The organism is Azospirillum thiophilum (assembly GCF_001305595.1).
GTDB classification, from domain to species: domain Bacteria; phylum Pseudomonadota; class Alphaproteobacteria; order Azospirillales; family Azospirillaceae; genus Azospirillum; species Azospirillum thiophilum.
Genome location: NZ_CP012401.1, coordinates 2,808,734 through 2,829,526 on the forward strand (window position 1 = coordinate 2,808,734; position 20,793 = coordinate 2,829,526).

At 69.2% G+C, this 20,793-nt stretch carries 19 protein-coding genes; 6 read left to right on the forward strand and 13 right to left on the reverse strand.

Annotated features, from left to right (window positions below; translation table 11 throughout):
- Positions 1–33 precede the first annotated feature (33 nt).
- Positions 34–969, forward strand: a complete 936-nt coding sequence (locus AL072_RS13000) for a response regulator (protein ID WP_045582690.1) — start codon at positions 34–36, stop codon at positions 967–969.
- On the opposite strand, the gene AL072_RS13005 is transcribed toward AL072_RS13000, so the two are convergent.
- The 4 genes from AL072_RS13005 to cobD form a co-directional block, all read right to left on the reverse strand.
- Positions 917–2,164 (reverse strand): PP2C family protein-serine/threonine phosphatase, encoded by a 1,248-nt coding sequence (locus AL072_RS13005; RefSeq protein WP_052710013.1) that lies wholly within the window; start codon positions 2,162–2,164, stop codon positions 917–919. The genes AL072_RS13000 and AL072_RS13005 overlap by 53 nt on opposite strands.
- 3 nt (positions 2,165–2,167) lie before the next feature.
- Positions 2,168–2,473 (reverse strand): STAS domain-containing protein, encoded by a 306-nt coding sequence (locus tag AL072_RS13010; protein WP_045582204.1) that lies wholly within the window; start codon positions 2,471–2,473, stop codon positions 2,168–2,170.
- A 114-nt stretch (positions 2,474–2,587) separates the two neighbouring features.
- Positions 2,588–4,267, reverse strand: a complete 1,680-nt coding sequence (locus AL072_RS13015) for a diguanylate cyclase (RefSeq protein WP_045582203.1) — start codon at positions 4,265–4,267, stop codon at positions 2,588–2,590.
- Between the two features lie 160 nt (positions 4,268–4,427).
- On the reverse strand, positions 4,428–5,531 hold the full coding sequence (gene cobD, locus AL072_RS13020) for a threonine-phosphate decarboxylase CobD (protein WP_082405201.1): 1,104 nt from the start codon (positions 5,529–5,531) through the stop codon (positions 4,428–4,430).
- 67 nt (positions 5,532–5,598) lie between these two features.
- On the opposite strand from cobD, the gene cbiB reads away from it, so the two are divergent.
- Entirely contained in the window at positions 5,599–6,561 is a 963-nt protein-coding gene (cbiB, locus tag AL072_RS13025; protein WP_045582202.1) for an adenosylcobinamide-phosphate synthase CbiB, read from the forward strand.
- A gap of 27 nt (positions 6,562–6,588) precedes the next feature.
- Here cbiB and AL072_RS13030 read toward each other — a convergent pair whose 3' ends face one another.
- The gene (locus AL072_RS13030) at positions 6,589–7,005 is read right to left on the reverse strand and encodes a hypothetical protein (RefSeq protein WP_245636683.1); all 417 of its coding nucleotides are present in this window, start codon (positions 7,003–7,005) and stop codon (positions 6,589–6,591) included.
- Between the two features lie 309 nt (positions 7,006–7,314).
- Here AL072_RS13030 and AL072_RS13035 point away from each other — a divergent pair, with 309 nt between their 5' ends.
- The 3 genes from AL072_RS13035 to AL072_RS13045 all read left to right on the forward strand — a co-directional run bounded on the left by AL072_RS13035 (position 7,315) and on the right by AL072_RS13045 (position 13,648).
- Positions 7,315–9,684, forward strand: a complete 2,370-nt coding sequence (locus tag AL072_RS13035) for a hybrid sensor histidine kinase/response regulator (protein WP_045582201.1) — start codon at positions 7,315–7,317, stop codon at positions 9,682–9,684.
- A gap of 140 nt (positions 9,685–9,824) precedes the next feature.
- Positions 9,825–12,437: a penicillin acylase family protein gene (locus AL072_RS13040; RefSeq protein WP_052710011.1), complete on the forward strand. Its 2,613-nt coding sequence runs from the start codon at positions 9,825–9,827 to the stop codon at positions 12,435–12,437.
- Positions 12,434–13,648, forward strand: a complete 1,215-nt coding sequence (locus tag AL072_RS13045; protein ID WP_045582200.1) for a threonine ammonia-lyase — start codon at positions 12,434–12,436, stop codon at positions 13,646–13,648. The genes AL072_RS13040 and AL072_RS13045 overlap by 4 nt, the downstream gene beginning before the upstream one ends.
- A 42-nt stretch (positions 13,649–13,690) precedes the next feature.
- Here the strand turns inward: AL072_RS13045 and AL072_RS13050 are convergent, their stop codons facing one another.
- The 8 genes from AL072_RS13050 to AL072_RS13080 all read right to left on the reverse strand — a co-directional run bounded on the left by AL072_RS13050 (position 13,691) and on the right by AL072_RS13080 (position 20,132).
- Positions 13,691–14,458, reverse strand: a complete 768-nt coding sequence (locus AL072_RS13050) for an ABC transporter ATP-binding protein (protein WP_045582199.1) — start codon at positions 14,456–14,458, stop codon at positions 13,691–13,693.
- On the reverse strand, positions 14,446–15,198 hold the full coding sequence (locus AL072_RS13055) for an ABC transporter permease (RefSeq protein ID WP_045582198.1): 753 nt from the start codon (positions 15,196–15,198) through the stop codon (positions 14,446–14,448). The genes AL072_RS13050 and AL072_RS13055 overlap by 13 nt, the downstream gene beginning before the upstream one ends.
- A gap of 29 nt (positions 15,199–15,227) precedes the next feature.
- A complete protein-coding gene (locus AL072_RS13060; RefSeq protein ID WP_052710010.1) occupies positions 15,228–16,268 on the reverse strand; it encodes an ABC transporter substrate-binding protein in 1,041 nt (346 codons plus the stop codon).
- A 181-nt stretch (positions 16,269–16,449) separates the two neighbouring features.
- On the reverse strand, positions 16,450–16,578 hold the full coding sequence (locus AL072_RS35990; RefSeq protein ID WP_281178640.1) for a hypothetical protein: 129 nt from the start codon (positions 16,576–16,578) through the stop codon (positions 16,450–16,452).
- A gap of 141 nt (positions 16,579–16,719) precedes the next feature.
- A complete protein-coding gene (locus tag AL072_RS13065; RefSeq protein WP_045582197.1) occupies positions 16,720–17,007 on the reverse strand; it encodes a DUF1330 domain-containing protein in 288 nt (95 codons plus the stop codon).
- Between the two features lie 132 nt (positions 17,008–17,139).
- Positions 17,140–18,534 (reverse strand): NAD(P)(+) transhydrogenase (Re/Si-specific) subunit beta, encoded by a 1,395-nt coding sequence (locus AL072_RS13070; RefSeq protein ID WP_045582196.1) that lies wholly within the window; start codon positions 18,532–18,534, stop codon positions 17,140–17,142.
- 4 nt (positions 18,535–18,538) lie between these two features.
- Complete coding sequence (locus AL072_RS13075) at positions 18,539–18,958, reverse strand: NAD(P) transhydrogenase subunit alpha part 2 (RefSeq protein WP_045582195.1); 420 nt, start codon at positions 18,956–18,958, stop codon at positions 18,539–18,541.
- A 25-nt stretch (positions 18,959–18,983) separates the two neighbouring features.
- A complete protein-coding gene (locus tag AL072_RS13080; protein WP_045582194.1) occupies positions 18,984–20,132 on the reverse strand; it encodes a Re/Si-specific NAD(P)(+) transhydrogenase subunit alpha in 1,149 nt (382 codons plus the stop codon).
- 407 nt (positions 20,133–20,539) lie between these two features.
- Here AL072_RS13080 and AL072_RS13085 point away from each other — a divergent pair, with 407 nt between their 5' ends.
- Positions 20,540–20,788, forward strand: a complete 249-nt coding sequence (locus tag AL072_RS13085) for a DUF2312 domain-containing protein (RefSeq protein WP_045582193.1) — start codon at positions 20,540–20,542, stop codon at positions 20,786–20,788.
- Positions 20,789–20,793 lie beyond the last annotated feature (5 nt).

Here is a 20,793-nt window from a genome sequence, read left to right on the forward strand (position 1 = left end):
CGCCAGCCCGATCCGCCGGAGTTCATGCCGACCATGGCCGAAGCCGTCACCGCACTGGTCGTCGATGACGAGGAAATGACCCGTGCCATCGTTGCCGGCTATCTCGCCCGCATCGGCTATCGGACGCTGGAAGCCGAAACCAGGGCGGAAGCCTGGGACATCCTGAACTCCGCCGGGTCGACGATCCATGTCGTGCTGCTCGACCGGCGGCTTTCCGACGGCGACGGGCTGGAGCTGTACGAGCGGATGAAGAAGGTGCCGCATCTGGCCGGCATCCCGGTCATCGTGCAGACCATCTCCGACAGCAGCGCCGAGATCGCGGCGGCCATCCGCGCCGGCGTGTTCTATTACCTGATCAAGCCCTATGACGGAGCCCTGCTGCGCTCCATCGTGCGCGCGGCCGAGGAGACGACCGGGCGGCTGAAGAGCCTGCAGGGCGATCTGCGCTCGCGCTCCGACGCCATCGGGCTGCTGCGCGACGCCCGCTTCCGCTTCCGCACCCCGCAGGAGGCGCAGAATCTCGCCATCGCCCTGTCATCGGTCGCCGCCACGACGCACAGCCTGACCTTCGGCCTGTCAGAAATCCTGGTGAATGCGGTGGAGCACGGCAATCTCGGCATCGGGTTCGAGGCGAAGGGCCGGCTGAAGGCCAACGGCCTGCTGGCGCGCGAGATCGAGGCACGGCTGGCCTCGGCCGAACATCGCGACAAACACGCCACCCTGCATGTGGAGCGCAGCGACAGCCGCGTCATCTTCACCGTCTCCGACATGGGGCCCGGCTTCGATTTCACGCGCTACCTGTCGGTCGACGCCTTCCAGTCCACCGCCACCCATGGGCGCGGCATCGCGCTGGCCCGCATGGTCGGGTTTGACCAGCTGACCTATGTCGGCACCGGCAACCGCGTGGTCGGCATCGTCAATCTGGATCGGGACGGCAAGGCCATGGATCAGGACGCCAAGGCCGGCTGAGCCACAGCACCGTCAGGTCGTCGGCCAAGGGCCGCGGCATCGTCGTGAAATAGCGGTCGAGCAGGCGGGCCAGCGGCCGGGCGCCCTCCTCCACCATTCCATCCTCCATGCTGTTCTCCTCCGCGCCGCTCCCGCACAGGCCCGGCAGGCCGCGCACCAGATCGGCGACGCCGCCATGGCCGACCAGCCGGCCGTCCCGGCCGCGCGCCTCGACGAGGGCATCGCTGAACAGGACCAGGAACGAGCCGGCCGGAAACTCAAGCCGGTGGTTGCGGTAGGCGGCTCCCGCCGCCACGCCCAGCGGCACGCCGCAGCTCGGCCCGATCTCCAGCGATCCGTCCGGTCGGCCGATCAGCGGCTTCGGCGCGCCGGCGGTGGCATAGGTCAGCGTGTCGGCCGCCGTGTCGACCACCGCATAGACCATCGCAGCGAACTGGGTTTCCGGTAGAAGCCCGATCAGCAGGCGGTTCAGCGCTGCCAGCGTCCCGGCCGGGTCGTCGGCCGGCAGGTCGGTGCGGGCGAGCAGCGCATGCAGTCTGAAGGTGTTCAGCGCCGCCGCCACCCCATGCCCGGTGAAGTCGTACAGGAACAGCGCGAAGCGCCGTTCGTCGAGCGGATGGACGCCCCACAGGTCGCCGCCGAGCTCCGAACTCGATTCGAAATGGCTGTCCAGCTCGATGCCGTGGCTCCGTTCCAGCCCCTGGCAAAGAGCGCGGTCGGGCAGCAGCCCCAACTGCATCTCCCGCGCCAACGCCATCCGCTGCATGGCGCCGCCATGATAGGCGTGCAGGCTGTCGATCATCTCCTGCAGGGATTGGGTGAGCTTGCGGTTCTCCAGATGCAGCGACAGGCGGGCCGCCAGTTCCGGCAGGGTCAGCGGGCGGGCCAGCAGGTCGGTGGCACCCGCCGCCATCAACGCCGCACGCTGCCGGGCGCCGGCAAAGCGGCCAAGCACCAGGATCGGCAGCTCGCGCAGCATCGCCCCGGCCCTGAGAGCGCTCAGCATCTCAGGCCCGAAGCCAGGCAGGCCGGCATGCAGCACGAGCAGATGCGGCGGCTCCTCCACGGCGGCCAGCAACCCGTCACCGTCGACCACGGCGACGTCGCGGGCGCCCAGCCCTTCGACCACCCCACGCAAGGGGCCGGCCGCCGCCGGGCGCGGATGGCCGATCACCACACGCGAGCCGCCGCTCACCGGTCAGAACTCGCAGGGGATGATGGTGTGGAACTCCGAAATCTCGATCATCTCGCGCACCTGTCCGCGCGGGTGCTTCAGGCGAAGAAGCACGTCCGTCCGTCTGGCCGCGTTGTTCGCCAGAACCAGCAGCCCCAGCCCGGCGGAATCGATGAAATCGACCGCGGCGAGGTTCAGGACGCACTCCCGTACGCCGCTTTTCTCCCACGCCTCCAGGATCTGCCGGAAACCGGCATCGGCCTCGAAAGTCAACTGCCCACGCAGCTCCAGTTCCCGCACGCCGCCGCTGTCACGCACCGCGTAGTCCATGCCCCGTTCCACCCCGCCGATCCACCGCCACCCGCCTGCCCGCCTGCCCGCCTGCACCTGAGGCAGTGGCGGCGATCAGGCTAGCAGAGCGGAGGTCTTCCACCAACTGCCGGCTTACATTCCCGGCTCGAACACCGCCACACGGTTGCGGCCCATATGCTTGGCACGGTAGAGCGCGAGGTCGGCGCGGTGAATGGCGCGCTCCAGCGTATCGGTCGCCCCGTCCAGCCCGGCGATGCCGATGCTGGCGGTCAGGCGGAAGGTCCCGTCCGGCGCCTCGATCGGCATGCGGGCCAGATGCCGGCGCACCCGTTCGGCCACCACGCGGCTTTCGTCGGCGGTGGCGCCCGGCAGCACCACGACGAATTCCTCCCCGCCCAGCCGGCCGAGGATGTCGTATTCCCGCAGGATCGCCTGGCAGCCGGCGGCCACCATGCGCAGCGCGTCGTCGCCGGTGGCATGGCCGAAGCTGTCGTTGATCTTCTTGAAATGATCGACGTCCAGCACGAAGACCGACAGCGGTTCGTGGAACCGGTGGGCGCGGGCCAGCTGGGACCGCGCCAGCTCCATGAAGGAACGGCGGTTGTAGATGCCGGTCAGCGGATCGCGCGACGCCATGTCGCGCAGCGCCTCTTCCATGCTGCGGCGTTCGGTGTAGTCGTAGATCCAGGCCAGATTCACCGGAACGCCCTGGATCACCGCCTGATTGACGGTGAACAGCGTCCAGAAGGGCGAGCCGTCGGCCCGCTTGAACTGGACCTCCATGTTGGTGACGCCGCCGCCGCTGCGCAGCCGTTCCAGCACCCGCTGGCGCTGGTGGCTGTCCAGGTAATAGTCGCGGGCGCGGCTGCCGATCAGCCTTTCGCGCGGCAGGCCGATCAGTTCGGAAAAGCGGGTGTTGACGAAGATGATCCGGCCGTCGTCGCGGCGCGAGACCGAGACGCCGACCGGGCTCTGCTCCAGGATCGCTTCCAGCCGCTCCTCGTTCGGTCGGGCCTCCGCCAGTTCATGGATGGCGCCGACGATGCCCACGGCCTTGCCCGATCCGTCGCGGAAGGCGGCCTTGGTCAGGCTGACCATGCGCAGCGCGCCGTCAGCGGTGCAGATCGGCGCATCGTACTGCACGCTCCCGTGCCGCTCCATCACGGCGCGGTCATGGCCGACATGTTCCTTGGCGGCGGCAGGAGATGTCAGGGCGAAGGTCGTGCGCTGCAGCATCTCCGCCGGATCGATGCCGGTGAAGCGCGCGAAGGCGTCGTTGACCGCGATGTACTGGCCGCGGATGTCCTTGACGAACAGCGGCACCGGGGCCGCCGCCATCAGGGCGTCGACCACCGGCATCTCGCCGCGCCGGCCGCCGTCCTGCGAAGCAGCCGCCTGCCGCTGCAGGGCGTCGGCATCGGTAATCGTCAAGAGGCGCAACGCCTCCGCCGCGGGGCGGTCGGCACGCCCAGCGGCGAAGGGCGTCTCCCAAGGGGATTCCGCCACCATCGCCCAACGGAGCGAGCCGTCGGCAAGCCTGACCGTGCGGGAGCCGCCGGATGCCTCGGTGCCGAGGGGCTTGCCATCCGGGCCATCGCCGTCCAGAAGGAAATCGCTCAGGCCAAGCCCCGGCAGCCCGTCCGGCTCGCAGCCGAGCAGGCCATGCAGCGCGGGGTTGGCATAGCGGATAAGCCCCGAAGCCGTGGCAAGGCAAACCCCGACCGGAAGACGGTCGAAGGCTGACCACGCGGCATCCCGCGTGTCCTGCGAACCACGGCCAGAGATCATCGCCACGTTACCCGAATCCAGCATAGCGGACAGTGTCCCATAGAATTTTATTTCCTTGCAATGCCGGTGAATCCCTACGAGGTGGCGAAGCTCGAAAGGAAATTCTATAAACGGTTGAAAACATAAAATTTTCGTCGATTGTTCAATAGGCTGACAGTCAAGCCGGTTGCGCTTCCCGGATGGCTCAATCGTCCAAAGCGACAGCAAGCCGCCGCCACGCCTCGTCCGGACCGGGCAATCCGAAGCGAAGCCAGTCGGGACGATGCTCGAATCGGCGCACCAGGATCCCGGCGCTCCCCAGCGCCCGGTAGAGCGACGGCGCCCGCGCGTCCTCCACCAGACGGAACAGCTCGGTCCCCCCGGCCACCCGCAGGCCGGCTCCCTCCAGCAGTCGGTCCAGCCCGGCCGAGGCCCGCGCCAGACGATCGCGGGTCGCCGGGATCCAGTCGCGGTCGCCCAGCGCCGCCGTGGCGATGGCAAGGCCGGGACCGGACACCGCCCAGGGACCGACGGCCTCCCGCAGCGCCGCCGCCAGCGCCGCCGGCGCCAGGGCGATGCCCAGCCGCAGCCCGGCCAGCCCGAAGAACTTCCCGAAGGACCGCAGCACCACCAGACCCGGCTGGCCGGCGGCGGGAGCGACGCTGTCCTCCGGCCGCATGTCGGCGAAGGCCTCGTCCACCACCAGCAGGCCGCCGCGCGCCGCCTGCGCCCCGGCCATCTCCAGCAGCTCGCCGGGGGCGAAGCGCCGGCCGTCGGGGTTGTTGGGGTTGACGATCACCAGCACCCCGGCCACCAGCACCCCGGCCTCCTCCGGCCGCTCGACCGCGCGCACCTCGTGGCCGGCCAGCGCCCAGCAGCGAGCATGCTCGGCATAGGTCGGCCCCAGCACGGCGACCCGGCCCGGCCGGCACAGCCGCGGCAACAGCTGGATCAACGCCTGCGAGCCGGAGGCGGTGGCGACCAGCTCCGCCGACGACGCACCGTAGCAGGATGCCGCCGCCGCGCGCAGCGCCTCCTCCTCCCCCCGGCCGGGCAGCCGGGTCCAGGCATCGAGCGGGACCGGCGGCAGCGGATAGGGCCAGGGGTTGATGCCGGTGGACAGGTCGATCCAGGGGGCCGGCGCGCCGGGAAAGGCGGCACGGGCGCCGTCCAGGTCGCCGCCATGCAAAAGGGTGCCGCCCGCCGCGTCCGGCTTCCCTTGTCCCGCCGCGGCCTGACCGGTCATGTCCTGACCCGTCATTTCCCGCCCCGTCATAGCCCGCTTGGTCGCCGTGCCGTCTTCGGCCATGATCGCGCCTCTTCCTTCCCGCCGCCGCGCGGCCTGCCGGCCGCCCCATTCCCTGGAACGTCCGTCCGTGCCGCTGCATTCCTTCCTGCTCGCCACTGCGCTGGTCATCGAAGCGGTGGCAGGCTATCCGGATCCACTCTACGCCCGCATCCGTCACCCGGTCGTGTGGATCGGTGCGCTTATCGCGCAGCTCGACCATGCGCTCAACCGCGAGATCGACGGGTTCGGCCGGCGCAAGGCATCGGGCGTGCTGGCCGTGCTGGTTTTGCTGCTGACGGTGGGCGGCGTGGCGGCGGCGGCGGCCTGGGCCTGCCGGCTGCTGCCTTTCGGCTGGCTGGCCGAGGCCGCCCTCGCCTCCACCCTGCTGGCCCAACGCAGTCTGCACGACCATGTGCAGGCGGTCGCCGACGGGTTCCGCATAGGCGGGCTGGAGGGCGGACGCAAGGCGGTGTCGATGATCGTCGGCCGCAACCCGGCGACGCTGGACGAGCCCGCCGTCGTCCGCGCCGCCATCGAAAGTCTGGCGGAGAATTTCTCCGACGGCGTGGTCGCTCCGGCGGTCTGGCTGCTGGTAGGCGGGTTGCCCGGATTGGCACTCTACAAGGCGATCAACACCGCCGACAGCATGATCGGCCACCGCACACCCCGGCACGAGGCCTTTGGCTGGGCGGCGGCAAGGCTCGACGATCTGGTCAATCTGCCCGGCTCGCGCCTGACCGCGCTGCTGCTGGTCGCCGCGGCCCGGCTGACCGGCGGGGCCGACGGCCGGCAGGCTTGGCTGTCGGTGCGGCGGGACGCCCACCGCCATCGTTCCCCCAACGCCGGCTGGCCCGAGGCGGCCATGGCCGGAGCGCTCGACCTGCGGCTGGGCGGACCGCGCGTCTACGGCACCACCCGCATCGAGGATGTCTGGCTGGGCGCCGGCCGCACCGCCGCAACTCCGGAGGACATCGGCCTGGCGCTGACGCTCTACCGGCGGGCCTGCATCCTGCTGATCGCCGGGGCGCTGGTGCTGGCGATCGCGGGCTGACCGGATTGGCGCCGGTATCGGGCCGCTTCACCCCCGCAGCGCCCGCCGCACCGTCAGCGACAGCCGCCGTCCCAGCCGCCGCAGCCGTCGAAGCAGGCGGCGGGCGGCACGGGCCGGCGCGGTCTCCTTCAGCCAGCAAAGCCAGCCAGTCACCCGACGATATCCCCGGGCGAACCAGCCGATGGTCAGCAGCTTCGGCTTGACGACGTGGAACAGCCGTTCCACCAGCGTGATCTTGACCAGTTCCGCCCCGACGATCACGGCGACCCCGGCCACCGGCCTCCCGGTGGCGAGCAGCAGGGCGCCCACCGGCTTGGCGGGCTCCAACAGCGCCAGCGGCAGCAGGACCAGAAGCAGGGACGGGTAAGGCCCCAGCCCGCCGGCCCAGCGGCCGATCCGCGCGAAGACCGGCAGCCGTGAAATTCGGTACAGGACGGGCCGCACAACCCAGTATGCAAGCGCATCCAGCAGGAAATAGGCGAGTGCGAACAGGGTCGCGATTCCACGCAGAATACGCAGTGGAATCGGGCGCAGACGGCCAGATGGCGGATGGGATCCGGACCTGCCCTCTGTCGGAGGGGGAGGCGACCTGTTCATTGGAGATATCCGGACGGAAGGCGTAGGCCCCCCACTACCACGAAGGGGAGCCTTTCGTTCGATGGGAGGGACTGGCACCCTCTCCCAAATTGTCTTCTGCAATGCGCGAACAATTCCTCTCCTTTCGCAACCAACCACACACAGACCGACTTCATCGTGCCCGGCTATTACGACCCGCTTCTTGTCGTCTTATCCTACGTCATCGCCGTGTTCGGCGGTTACGTCGCCCTGGATCTTGCCCATCACGCGCGCGGCAGGATGGCAAGGATCGGAACGGCGGGGGATGGGCCGGCCATGCCGGTCGCCGGTCCGGATCCGCAGGACCGACGCAGCGGAACCCGTCAATTGGCCGGCGCGGCGCTGGCGCTGGGCGTCGGCATATGGTCGATGCATTTCATCGGCATGCTGGCCTACCGCAGCGATATTCCGATCGGCTACGACGCCGGCCTGACCGCCCTCTCCTTCCTGCTGGCGGTCGCCGTGTCCGGCGCCGGCCTGTTCGCCGTGGCCCGCAACCGGCCGCGCCGCCTCACCCTGCCCATCGCCGGAACCCTGACCGGGCTCGGCATCGTCGGCATGCATTACGTGGGGATGGCAGGCATGCGCATGGAGGCCCGCTTGTCCTACGACACGATTCTGGTCGCCGCTTCCGTCGTCATCGCCATCGTGGCATCGACCGCGGCCCTGTGGCTGGCCTTCCGCACCAACGGGCCGCTGGAACGGGCGGCGGGGGCGGTGCTGCTCGGGCTCGGCGTGGTGGCGATGCACTATACCGGCATGGCCGCCGCCGGCATGGAGCCGATCGCCGGCCCCGGCAATGCGGCGTCCCCCCAGGCGATGCAGGGCCACGGTATGGCGGCCCCGGCGACCGGGATGGCGCTGTCGCCCTCGCTGCTGGCCGCCATGATCGGAGCCGGCACGCTGCTGCTGCTGTCGCTCGCCCTGCTGTCCTCCCTGCTCGGCCGCCGCCGGCAGGCCGAGAGCTCGGAGGAGCAGGAGGCGCGCTACCGCGCCATCGTCGACACCGCGGTCGACCCCATCGTCCTGATCGACGACCAGGGCATCGTCCAGTCCTTCAACCTCGCCGCCGAGAAGACCTTCGGCTATGCCGCGGCGGACGTGATCGGCCGCAATGTCAGGATGCTGATGCCGGAGCCCTACCGCACGGCCCACGACGGCTATCTCGCCCGCTACCACCGCACCGGGGAGCGGCGGATCGTCGGCATCGGCCGCGAGGTGGAGGGGCTGCGCAAGGACGGATCCGTCTTTCCGCTCGATCTGTCGGTCGGCGAATGGCATGTCGGCAAGCGGCGCATGTACACCGGCATCATGCGCGACATCACCGCCCGCAAGGCGGCGGAGGAGGCGATCCTGCGCGCCCGCGACGAGGCGGAGGCCGCCCGGATAGAAGCGGTGCGCGCCCGGGTCGAGGCCGAGCGCGCCGACCGCGCCAAGACCAAGTTCCTGGCCGCCGCCAGCCACGACCTGCGCCAGCCGCTGCAATCCCTGTTCTTCTTCGCCCATGCCCTGTCCGACAAGCTGGAGAACCACCCCACATCCCCGCTGCTCGCCAGCATGACCGAGTCGCTGACCGGGCTGCGGGTGATGCTGGACAGCCTGCTGGACGTCTCCCGCCTGGATGCCGGGGTGGTGAAGCCCAGCGTCACCGACTTCGCGCTCGGCCCGCTGCTGGACCGGCTGGCGGAGGAATACCGCATCCGCGCCACCGAGTCCGGGCTCCGGCTGCGCCATGTCCCGACCACCGCCTGGATCAGCAGCGATCCCGCCCTGCTGGAACGCATCCTGCGCAACCTGATCGAGAACGCGATCCGCTACACGGAGCGGGGCAACGTCCTGATCGGCTGCCTGCACCGGAACGGCGGGCTGCGGCTGGCGGTGGTCGACCAGGGCATCGGCATCCCGGCCGACAAGATCCAGGACATCTTCCTGGAATTCACCCAGCTGGCCAATCCCGAACGCGACCGGCGCAAGGGGCTGGGGCTGGGGCTGGCCATCGTGCGGCGGCTGGCTGGGCTGCTGGGCCACGGGATGACGGTGCGCTCCGCCCCGGGCCGCGGCAGCGGCTTCTTCCTCGACCTGCCGGCGGCGGTGCCGCGCCCGATCCCCAAGCCGGTTCGCACCGTGGTCGAGCGGCAGCGCGGCAAGGGCCTGATCGTCGTCGTCGACGACGACAGCATCATCCTGCTCAGCATGCGGGCGATGCTGGAGGAATGGGGCTATGACGTGGTCGCCGCGATGTCCGCCGACGAGGCCATCGAATCCCTGCTGAACCTGGGACGCCGCCCGGCGATGATCGTCGCCGACTACCGCCTGCGCGAAGGGCGGACGGGGGTGGAGGCGATCCGCGACATCTACGGCGTCTGCGGCGTCCGTGTCCCCGCCGTGGTCCTGACCGGGGACACCGACCCCGCCCGCATCGCCGAGGTTCAGCGCAGCGGCCACCGTCTGATCCACAAGCCGGTGTCCGCCCCGCTGCTGCGAGAAATCCTGACCGCCGCGGCGTAAGCCCCCCGCGGGGCCGGGAAAAAAGCCGCCGGCCCCGGCCAAGCAACCCTGGACGGGCCGGCGGCTAGGATACTAGCATCCGCAACCCGACCGTGCCCCGGCGCCCCGGCTCGCCGCCCCATCCTCTCCCACGGACCGTGATGCTTCGCCGTTCCCCGTTCCGCGCCGCCCTGTTCAGCGCTGGCCAGTCCTGCGCTTTCCTTCTTCGCGCCGTCCTCGCCCGCATGCTGTCCCGCCATAACGCCACCGCCGCCCCGCCGCCGGCCGGCTACCCGCGTGGCCAGCATCCCGGCCAGCCGCACCCCTCGCAATTCCGTCCGCCGCGCTTCCGCCTGCCGCGAACCCGCCGGGGCAAGGTCGCCGCCGCTCTCGGCGTGCTGGTGCTGGTCCCGGCGGCGACGCTGCTCGGCGCCTGGCTGTGGATGCGCGCGCAGCAGCCGCAGACCAACGGCACCATCGCCATCCCCGGCAGCGGCACCCCGGCCGAGATCGTCCGCGACGGGCAGGGCGTGGTCCATATCTTCGCCGCGACGGAACGCGACGGCTATCGCGCCCTCGGCTACGCCCATGCCCAGGACCGGCTGTGGCAGATGGAGACGATGCGCCGCGCCGGCGCCGGCCGGCTGGCCGAGCTGGTCGGCACCGAATATGGCGACTTCGCCCTGCGCAGCGACCGGCTGATGCGCACGCTCGGCCTCTACCGCTCGGCCCAGGCGATGGCCGCCACCCTGTCGCCCGACGCCCGCACCGCGTTCGAGGCCTATGCCGAGGGCGTGAACGCCTATCTCGCCACCCGGTCGGAAGCGCTGCCGCTCGAATTCCAGCTTCTCCGCCACACGCCGGAACCCTGGACGGTGGCCGACAGCCTGGTCTGGGCCAAGCTGATGGCGTTGCAGCTGTCCGCCAACTACCGCGACGAGCTGTTCCGCTCCCGCCTGCTGGAACGGCTGTCGCCGAGCCAGGTCGAGGATCTGTTCCCGCCCGACGCGCCCGGCGCCCCGACGACGCTGGCCGGCGAACTGCGCGGCATGAACGACCTGCGGGAGACCGTCACCCGCACCCTGGCCGCGCTGCCGCGGATGGGCTTCGACACCGCCTCGAACGAATGGGTGCTGACCGGCGCACGCACCACCACCGGCAAGCCGATCATCGCCAACGACCCGCATCTCGGGCTGGAGGCGCCGATCCTCTGGTATCTCGCCCGCATCGTCACGCCGGACTTCACCGTCACCGGGGCGACCGTGCCGGGCGTGCCGCTGACCATCCTCGGCCACAACGGCAAGGTCGCCTGGGGCTTCACCACCACCCACAGCGACACCCAGGATCTGTTCGTCGAGAAGCCCGACCCGCAGGATCCCGCCCGCTACCTGACCCCGGACGGCAGCCAGCCGTTCGAGACGCGCAGCGAGACCATCGCCATCGCCGGCGAGGCCTCGCAGACGCTGACGGTGCGCAGTACCCGACATGGGCCCGTCATCTCCGACCTCGATGGCGGCACCGCCACCGGTTCCAGCTCAGGCGCCCCGCTCGCCCTGTCCTTCCCCGGGCTGGCCGAGGACGACACCAGCGCCGAGGCGCTCTACCGCCTGAACCATGCCGGCACGGCGGAGGGCGTGCGCGACGCGCTGCGCCTGCATGTCGCCCCGCAGCAGAACATCGTCTATGCCGACGTCGCCGGCGAGGTCGGATTCATCACCGCCGGGCAGCTGCCGATCCGCCGCAAGGGCGACGGGCGCGTGCCGGTTCCAGGCTGGACCGGGGAGTATGACTGGACCGGTTTCCTGCCCTACTACGCCCTGCCGCAGGGGGTGAACCCGCCGTCCGGCCAGTTCGTCAACGCCAACAACGCGGTGGTCGGGCGCGACTACCCCTACCGCCTCGCCACCGAATGGCCGGACCCGTCGCGCGCCAAGCGCATCGTCGAGATGCTGGGCACCGGCCGCCATTCCGTCGAGGATGTGGCACGCCAGCAGATGGACGTCGTCTCCCTGCCCGCCCGCGACTTCCTGCCAGAGCTGCTGAAGTATCCGACGCCGCCCGGCCTTGCGACCGACGCCGCGGCGCTGCTGCGCGGCTGGGACGGCCGGATGGACCGCGACCGGCCGGAGCCGCTGATCTTCACCGCCTGGCTGCGCGAACTGGTGCGGGCGGTCTTCGCCGACGAACTCGGCCCCGACTTCGCCTCCTACTGGGAATTGCGGCCGGAAGCGTTGCGCCATGTCATCGGCGAACGGCCGGACTGGTGCGACGACGTCACTACTCCGGAGAAGGAGACCTGCGCCGACACCATCGGCAAGGCGCTGGAAAGCGCTGTGAAGATGCTGGCCGACCGCCACGGCTCCAGCCCGAAGAGCTGGCGCTGGGGCGACGAGCACAAGGCGCAGCTTGCCCACCGGATGCTGGGCCGCCTGCCGCTGATCGGCGGCCGGGCCGACCTGTCGGTCGAAACCGACGGCGATTTCTTCACCGTCAACCGCGGGACGACCACGACCCGCGATGGCGCCAATCCGTTCCGCCATGTCCATGGCGCCGGCTTCCGCGCGGTCTATGATCTGGCCGACCTCGACAATTCGCGCTTCGTGATCGCCACCGGCCAATCCGGAAACATCTGGTCGCGCCATTGGGGCGATCTGGTGGAGACATGGCGCGACGGCGGCGCGTTGCGTCTGGCCGGCGACCGTGGCACGCTGGTCGCGGCAGGGGCGGAGGTGCTGACACTCACACCACGCAACCCCGGGGCAAACGCGAAATGACCATCACTCTGGAGGATGTGCGCGCCGCGGCGGCGCGCATCGCGGGACATCTGTCCCGAACGCCCACTGTAGCGGCGCCCCGCCTGGGGGACATGGCGGGATGCCGGCTGCATGTGAAGCTGGAGAACCAGCACGCCACCTCCTCCTTCAAGGAGCGCGGCGCGCTGAACAAGCTGCTGTCGCTGGGCGAGGCGGAACGCCGCGCCGGCGTGATCGCCATGTCCGCCGGCAACCATGCCCAGGCGGTGGCCTGCCATGCGACCCGGCTCGGCATCCGCTCGACCATCGTCATGCCCGGATTCACCCCCTTCACCAAGGTGGAGCGGACGGAGAATCTCGGCGCCACCGTCGAGCTGCATGGCGAGACGCTGAGCGAGGCCGCCGCCTTCGCCCATGATCTGGCCGCAAGGGACGGGTTGACCTTCGTCCATCCCTATGACGACCCGCTGGTCGCCGCCGGCCAGGGCACCGCGGCGCTGGAACTGCTGGAGGATGTGCCGGACCTCGAGATCCTGGTGATCCCGGTCGGCGGCGGCGGGCTGATCGCCGGCATGGCGACCGCGGCCAAGGCGCTGCGGCCGGACCTGACCATTGTCGGCGTGCAGTGCAGCCTGTATCCGGCGGTGCGGCAGGCGCTGGCCGGCCAACCCATCACCTGCGGCGGCGCCACGGTGGCGGAGGGCATCGCGGTGAAGGCGCCGGGCGCCCTGACCCTGCCGATCATCCGCGACCTCGTCGATGAGATGGTCGAGGTGAGCGAGGCGCGGCTGGAGGAGGCGGTCTACCATCTCGCCACCGTGCAGAAGCTGGTGGCCGAGGGGGCGGGTGCGGCGGCGCTGGCCGCGGTGCTCGACGATCCGGAGCGCTACAGGGGGCGGAAGGTCGGCATCGTGCTGTCCGGCGGCAACATCGATTCCCGCATCATGGCCCAGGTGCTGATGCGCGGCCTCGTCCATGAGGGCCGCATCGTCCGCCTGCGCATCGGCATCACCGACGCCCCCGGCGCGCTCGCCCGCGTCACCCGCCTGCTGGGCGAGGCCGGCGCCAACATCGTGGAGGTGCATCACCAGCGCCTGTTCCACAATGTGCCGGTGAAGATGGCGGAGATCGACGTGGTTCTGGAAACCCGCAACCAGACCCATGTCGAGGCGCTGATCGCCCGGATGAAGGACGCCGGCTATCCCACCAGCCTGATGGTCGAGGTGGGCTGACGGATAGCGCCCTCTCCCGGGACGGGAGAGGGCCAATTCCCTTCAGATGCTGTAATTGTCGGCGATCTCCAGCCGCAGCTGCTCCACCTGGTCGCGGAAGACCGAGCCGTCGCGGCCGGCGCTGTTGCGGACGTCGCGCACCACCCGGGCCGGGGTTCCGCCCAGCACGATGATGCGGTCGGCCAGATGCACCGCCTCCTCCAGGTCGTGGGTGACGAACAGCACGGTCTTGCCGGTTTCCTGGTGGATGCGGCGCAACTCGTCCTGCAGGTTGTTGCGGGTGATGGCGTCGAGCGCGCCGAACGGCTCGTCCATCAGCAGGATGTCGGGATCGACCGCCATGGCGCGGGCAATGCCGACGCGCTGGCGCTGGCCGCCCGACAGCTCGTAGGGCCAGCGGCGGGCATAGCCGTCGAGCCGCACCAGCTTCAGCGCCGCCTCGGCCCGGCGGTGGCGGTCCTCCCGGCTGACCGGCAGTCCCTCCAGCCCGAACTCGACGTTGCGGATCACCCGGCGCCAGGGCAGCAGGCGGGCATCCTGGAACACCAGCCCGACCGGGCGATGGCCGGGGCGCTGGTCCTGATGGATGGTCACGCCGCCGCTGCGCGCGGTGTGCAACCCGGCGACCACGCGGAGCAGCGTGGATTTGCCGACGCCCGACGGGCCGACGATGGCGACGAAGCTGCCGCGCTCGACCGACAGGTTGACGTCGACCAGCACCGGCGGCGCGTCGGCGCCGTAGCCGATGGAGACGCCATCCAGGTCGATGACCGATCCTGCGGGCCGGTTGGTCTGGCTCACCGCTGCCATGAGAGCACCCGTGACTGAACTTGCATGAACAGGAAGTCCGACACGCCGTAGAGCAGCGCGATGGTGACCATGTAGAGCACGACGATGTGGGTCGCCAGCAGGCCCGACGCCTCCATCATCCGCATGCCGAGGCCGGAGATGCCGAACAGCTCGGCCGCGACCACCGTCATCCACCCCTGCCCCAGCCCGGCGCGCACACCGGACAGGATGCCGGGCAGCGCCCCCGGCAGGATGATCTTGAACAGGCGCGGGATCAGCCCGCCCTGGCCGAAGGCATGGCCCAGCTCGATCAGATCCTTGTCCACCCCGCGCACCGCGGCGTAGCTGGCATAATAGTTGATCCAGAACACGGTCAGCGAGATCAGGAAGGACGCCGCCCCCTCGCTGACGCCGAACCAGATGATGGCGAAGGGGATCCAGGCGATGGCCGGGATCGGCCGCAGCATGCGCACCACCCAGGCCTGGAAGGCGTCCCACACGCCCCACAGCGCCGCCGCCGTGCCGAACGACACGCCGAGGAAGGTGCCGAGCGACAGGCCGACCAGATAGTGCGACAGGCTGGCGGCCACCATCGCCTGCCAGATGCCGCTCTTGAACTCGGTCAGGAAGGCGGCCGGCACCGCGCTCGGCGACGGCAGCAGCCGGGCCGGCACCACCCCGCTGCGCGCCACCGCTTCCCACAGCAGCAGGAAGGTGACGACGCCAAGCGCCGACAGGGCGATCTTTTGGTAGGTCTTCATTGAAAGGCCGTCTTGATCGATGGGGCGCCTTACTTGGCGGCGGCGTCATAGAAGCTGAAGTCGAAGGCCTCGGCCACCGGGATCGTCTCGCTCGCCGACCCGATCTCCTTGGTGAAGGCCATCATCCGCTCGACCGCCGGAACCACCTTGTGCGGATCGGCGACGAACTTGGAGCCCGGCCCCTTGAAGGCGGCCTCCAGCGTCGCCGGCTCCAGCAGGCCCTTACCGAGATAGTTGTTCACGATCCTGGCAGAGGCGGCCGGGTCCTTGGCGATCAGCTCGACGGCGCGGATGTGCGCTTTGACCAGCGCCTTGATGGCGTCGGGATTCTTCTTCAACACTTCGGCGCGGGCGGCGACGACGGTGCCGGGCTGGTCGGGAAACATCTGGGCGCCGGTCGCCAGCAGCGCAACGTTCGGGTCCATCTGCTGGGTCACGGTCACCGTCGGCTCGCGGATGGTGGCCGCGTCGAGGGCGCCGGCCAGCAGCGCCTGCTGCGTCTTCTCGATGCCCATCGGCACCAGTTCCACGTCGGCCGGATCGACCTTGACCACCTTGAACAGCCAGTGCTTCAGCACCGTGTCGGGGACCGAGCCCGGCGGCTGGGTGCCGATCTTGGCCTTGCGGCCGGTATCGGCGGCGAACTTCTTGAAGGACTCGGCGGTCGGGGCGGCGCCCAGCGCCTTGGCGAAGGGGCCGCGGGCGGCGACCACCATCTCCTCCACCGCGGAATTGGCGATGACCGAGATGTCGGCCCCCTTGGTCCGGGCGACCAGGACCGGGGCGACGCCGGCATAGAGCAGGTCGATCTGGCCGGCGGCCATCGCCTGGATGGCGTGCGGACCGGACTCGAAGCGGGTCAGCTTCAGTTCGATCCCGGCCTCCTTGGCCCAGCCCTGCCCGTCGACGATGAACAGCGGCGACGCCGCCAGGATGGGGATATAGCCGATTTCCAGCTTCACCGTATTGGCGGCGCGGGCGGAACCGGGCGCAACGGCCACGGCCGACGCCATAGCCGACGCGAGGGCGACCAGGGCGGCAAGGGTGGAGCGGCGGGTCAAGCGGAGCATCGGATATCCTCGACTGGGGTTCCGACGCTATTTAGCACGGTTGGCCGGATAGAGAAGAGAGATTTCCACAAGAACGCGAACGGGAATTCACAATAGAACATTTTTTGAATGTTCATACAGTCCGGCCAGAGACCGGAATCGGCGCAGAATGTGGGTTCGGCGCGGATTTTACGGCGTGGCGTCACATCTCCGTCAGCAGGTAAAGCGAGACGCCGCAGAGCGAGACGCCCACCATCAGGATGGCGACGGCGATGCGGGTCCAGAGCGTGATGTGCGAATCGAGCGGTTCGGAATGGAGATCGTCATGCATGGCCGGGTTTTCCGTCATTGTGGTGGAGCCGGCGGGGAATCCCCGCCGTCTTCCGGTGACCCAACCGTTAACGAGGCCATGTTGCCGCTGTGTGTCCCGCTGACGCCTTTGTGTAACCGACGGTAACGGCCTGCGTCGTGTTTACAGGCCGTCGACCACGATCATCTTGAAATCGGCGGCATCGCGTCGGGCATCCCGCGCCTTGCGGTATTCCGGGCTCTCATAGAAGGCCTTGGCCGTCGCCATGTCGGGGAATTCCAGGATGACGACGCGGTTGGGCTGCCAATCGCCCTCCAGCACCACCGTTTCGCCGCCGCGGCTGAGGAAACGGCCGCCGTTCCTGGCGATGGCGTCGGGGGTCAACGACTTGTAGAGCTCGTAGGCGACCGGGTCGGTCACCCGCACGTCGGCGATGATGTAGGCGGCCATTGGTCCTCGTCCTTTCTTGGTGATACGTCCTGGCGGCGGCCCAAAGAAAACGGGCGCGGGAAGCCTCGCCCCCCGCGCCCGTTCCGGTCAACCGCCTTGGAAGCCCCCGTAGAGGCAAATCGTGGAAGCGGATCAGGCTTCCATCGCCTTGACGACCTCTTCGGTGACCTTCTTGGCGTCGCCGAACAGCATCATGGTGTTGGGCCGGAAGAACAGCTCGTTCTCGACGCCGGCATAGCCGGCCGCCATGCCGCGCTTGATGAAGAACACCGTCTTGGCCTTCTCCACGTCGAGGATCGGCATGCCGTAGATCGGCGAGGCCGGATCGGTCTTGGCCGCCGGGTTGGTCACGTCATTGGCGCCGATGACGAAGGCCACGTCCGCCGTGCCGAACTCCCGGTTGATGTCCTCCAGCTCGAACACTTCGTCGTAGGGCACGTTTGCCTCGGCCAGCAGCACGTTCATGTGGCCGGGCATGCGCCCCGCCACCGGGTGGATGGCGTATTTGACGCTGACGCCTTCATGCTTGAGGGTGTCGGCCATCTCGCGCAGCGCATGCTGGGCCTGCGCCACCGCCATGCCGTAGCCGGGGACGATGATCACCGACTGGGCGTTCTTCATGATGTAGGCGGCATCCTCCGCCGAGCCGGCCTTGACCGAGCCCTGCGGACCCTTGGCCCCAGCCGCGGCACCCGCCGCCTCGCCGCCGAAGCCGCCGAGGATGACGTTGAAGATCGAACGGTTCATGCCCTTGCACATGATGTAGGACAGGATCGCACCCGAAGAACCGACCAGCGCGCCGGTGATGATCAGCAGGTTGTTCTGAAGCGTGAAGCCGATGCCGCAGGCCGCCCAGCCGGAGTAGCTGTTCAGCATCGAGATGACCACCGGCATGTCCGCCCCGCCGATGGGGAGGATCAGCAGGAAGCCCAGCGCCAGCGCCACCAGGACGATCATCCACATCGCGGCGGTCGAGTTCGACTGCACCAGCCAGACGATCAGGATGACGGTCAGCACGCCCAGCGCCGCGTTCAGCGGATGCTGCATCGGAAAGACCAGCGGCTTGCCGGTGACCAGACCCTGGAGCTTGGCGAAGGCGACGATGGAGCCGGTGAAGGTGATGGCGCCGATGGCGGTGCCGAGCGCCATCTCGACCAGCGAGCCCTTGGCGATGGCGCCGGCCGTGCCGATGCCGTAGGCCTCCGGCGAATAGAAGGCGGCCAGAGCGACGAAGACCGCGGCGAGGCCGACCAGCGAATGGAAGGCGGCGACCAGCTGGGGCAGCGCCGTCATCTCGATCTTCTTGGCGACGACATAGCCGATGCCGCCGCCGATGGCGATGCCGAGCACGATCATCCAGTAGGACTGGACGATGGGCGAGGCCAGCGTGGTCAGGATGGCGATGGTCATGCCGACCATGCCGTAGATGTTGCCCTGGCGCGAGGTCTCCGGGCTGCTGAGCCCGCGCAGCGCCATGATGAAGCAGATCGAGGCGACCAGATAGAGAAGGGCCGACAAGGTTTCCATGGTCTTACTTGCCCTTCTTCTTGAACATGGAGAGCATGCGCTGGGTCACCAGGAAGCCGCCGAAGATGTTGACGCTTGCCAGGATGACGGCGAGGAAGCCCAGGACCTTGGAAAAGCCGAAGCCGGCCGGGCCGGCGGCGACCAGGGCGCCGACGATGATGACCGACGACACCGCGTTGGTGACGGCCATCAGCGGCGAATGCAGGGCCGGGGTGACGCGCCAGACGACGTAGTAGCCGACGAAGCAGGCCAGCACGAGCACGGTCAGGCCGGTGACGAAGAAGCTGCCATGGCCGCCGGCGGCTTCCGCCGCCGGCTGGGCGGCGTGAGCGACCTGGGCGGCGAGCTGGTCGGCCTGCTGGCCGAGCGCCGCGAGGTTCGCCTTGAGCTCGGCGATACGGGCGGACAGTTGGGTCTGGTCCATTGCGATTGTCTCCTCGGGCGCCCGGTCAGCCGGCGAAGGCGGGGTGGACGACGGCGCCGTCGCGGGTCAGCGCGATGGCCTTGACGATCTCGTCGTCCCAATTGACGGCCACACCGGTGTCCTTGCCGTGCAGCGACGTCAGCAGCGCCAGCAGGTTCTTGGCGTAGAGCAGCGACGCGCTCTCGGCGATGCGGCTGGCGTAGTTGGCATGGCCGACGATCTTCACGCCGTTGGCCGTGGTCACCACCTCGCCCAGCTTGGCGCCCTCGACGTTGCCGCCCTGCTCGACCGCGAGATCGATCAGGACCGAACCCGGTTTCATCGACGCCACATGCTCCGCCGTCACCAGGATCGGCGCCTTGCGGCCGGGGATCAGCGCCGTGGTGATGACGATGTCCTGCTTCTTGATATGCTCGGCGACCAAGGCCGCCTGCTGGCGCTTGTAGTCGTCGGACATCTCCTTGGCGTAGCCGCCGGCGGTCTCGGCTTGGCGGAACTCGTCGTTCTCGACCGCGACGAAGCTGCCGCCCAGCGACTGCACCTGCTCCTTCACCGCCGGGCGCACGTCGGTCGCCGAGACGATGGCGCCGAGCCGCTTGGCGGTGGCGATGGCCTGCAGCCCGGCGACGCCGACGCCCATGATGAAGGCGCGGGCCGGCGGCACGGTGCCGGCGGCGGTCATCATCATCGGGAAGGCGCGGCCATACTCGCCGGCCGCATCGACGACGGCCTTGTAGCCGGCGAGGTTGGCCTGGGAGGACAGCACGTCCATCACCTGGGCGCGGGTGATGCGCGGCATGAACTCCATGGCGAAGGCGTTCACGCCGGCATCGGCGTAGGCCTTCACATGGTCGCGGCTGCTGTAGGGATTGAGGATGGCGAACAGCAACGCACCCTTGCGGACAAGCGCCAGCTCGTCCTCGCCGCCCTCGGCGGCGATCAGCGGCCGCTGCACCTTCAGCACGATGTCGGCATCGGCGAGCGCCGAGGCGGCATCGGCGGCGATGGCGGCGCCCGCCGCCTCGAACGCGGCGTCGGTGATGCTGGAGCCGAGCCCGGCCCCGCTCTCAACCACCACGTCCAGTCCCAACCCCTTCAGTTTCTTCACCGTTTCCGGTGATGCGGCCACGCGAAGTTCGCCCGCACGTCGCTCCTTTGGAATGGCGACTTTCATTGAATACAACTCCCCTGCCTCAGATACGCCGATCCCGGCCCCCCCCTGGGTTATCGGCCCAGACGACGCGCATTCATGCCGGATCCGTGTGACTTTGTGAAGCCGAACACACCGATGGTAATACCAGCCTATACAGTGCATCGCAACAAAGGGAATGGCCGCGAGCATCCATCGTACGATTGTTTCAGAAGGTAAGACAAATCAGCCACGAGCTGTTCACATGCCGGATGGATTCGGGGTTGTACGAAGGACCGGCCGCGACCCGGTGTCGCAGGCGACAGCCCCTGTCCCGGCCCCTGTCCCGGCCGCTGCATCCCCGAGCCGCGCATCGTCCGCTTGCCATTCCCCCCGCCCGCCGATATCGTCCCGCCCCGTTTACGAACACCCCCATCGTTTGAGGTTTTGCCATGTCCGACGTCGGCGGCATCGCGGCGGATCGCCTGAAATCCTTTGTCGAGCGCATCGAGCGTCTCGAGGAGGAGAAGCGCGGTCTCCAGGAAGACATCAAGGAAGTCTATGCCGAGGCCAAGGGCACCGGCTTCGATGTCAAGATCATCCGCCAGATCATCCGCCTGCGGAAGATGGACAAGGCCGACCGCCAGGAGCAGGAAGCGATCCTGGAGCTCTACAAGGAAGCGCTGGGGATGGTGGAGTAACGGGC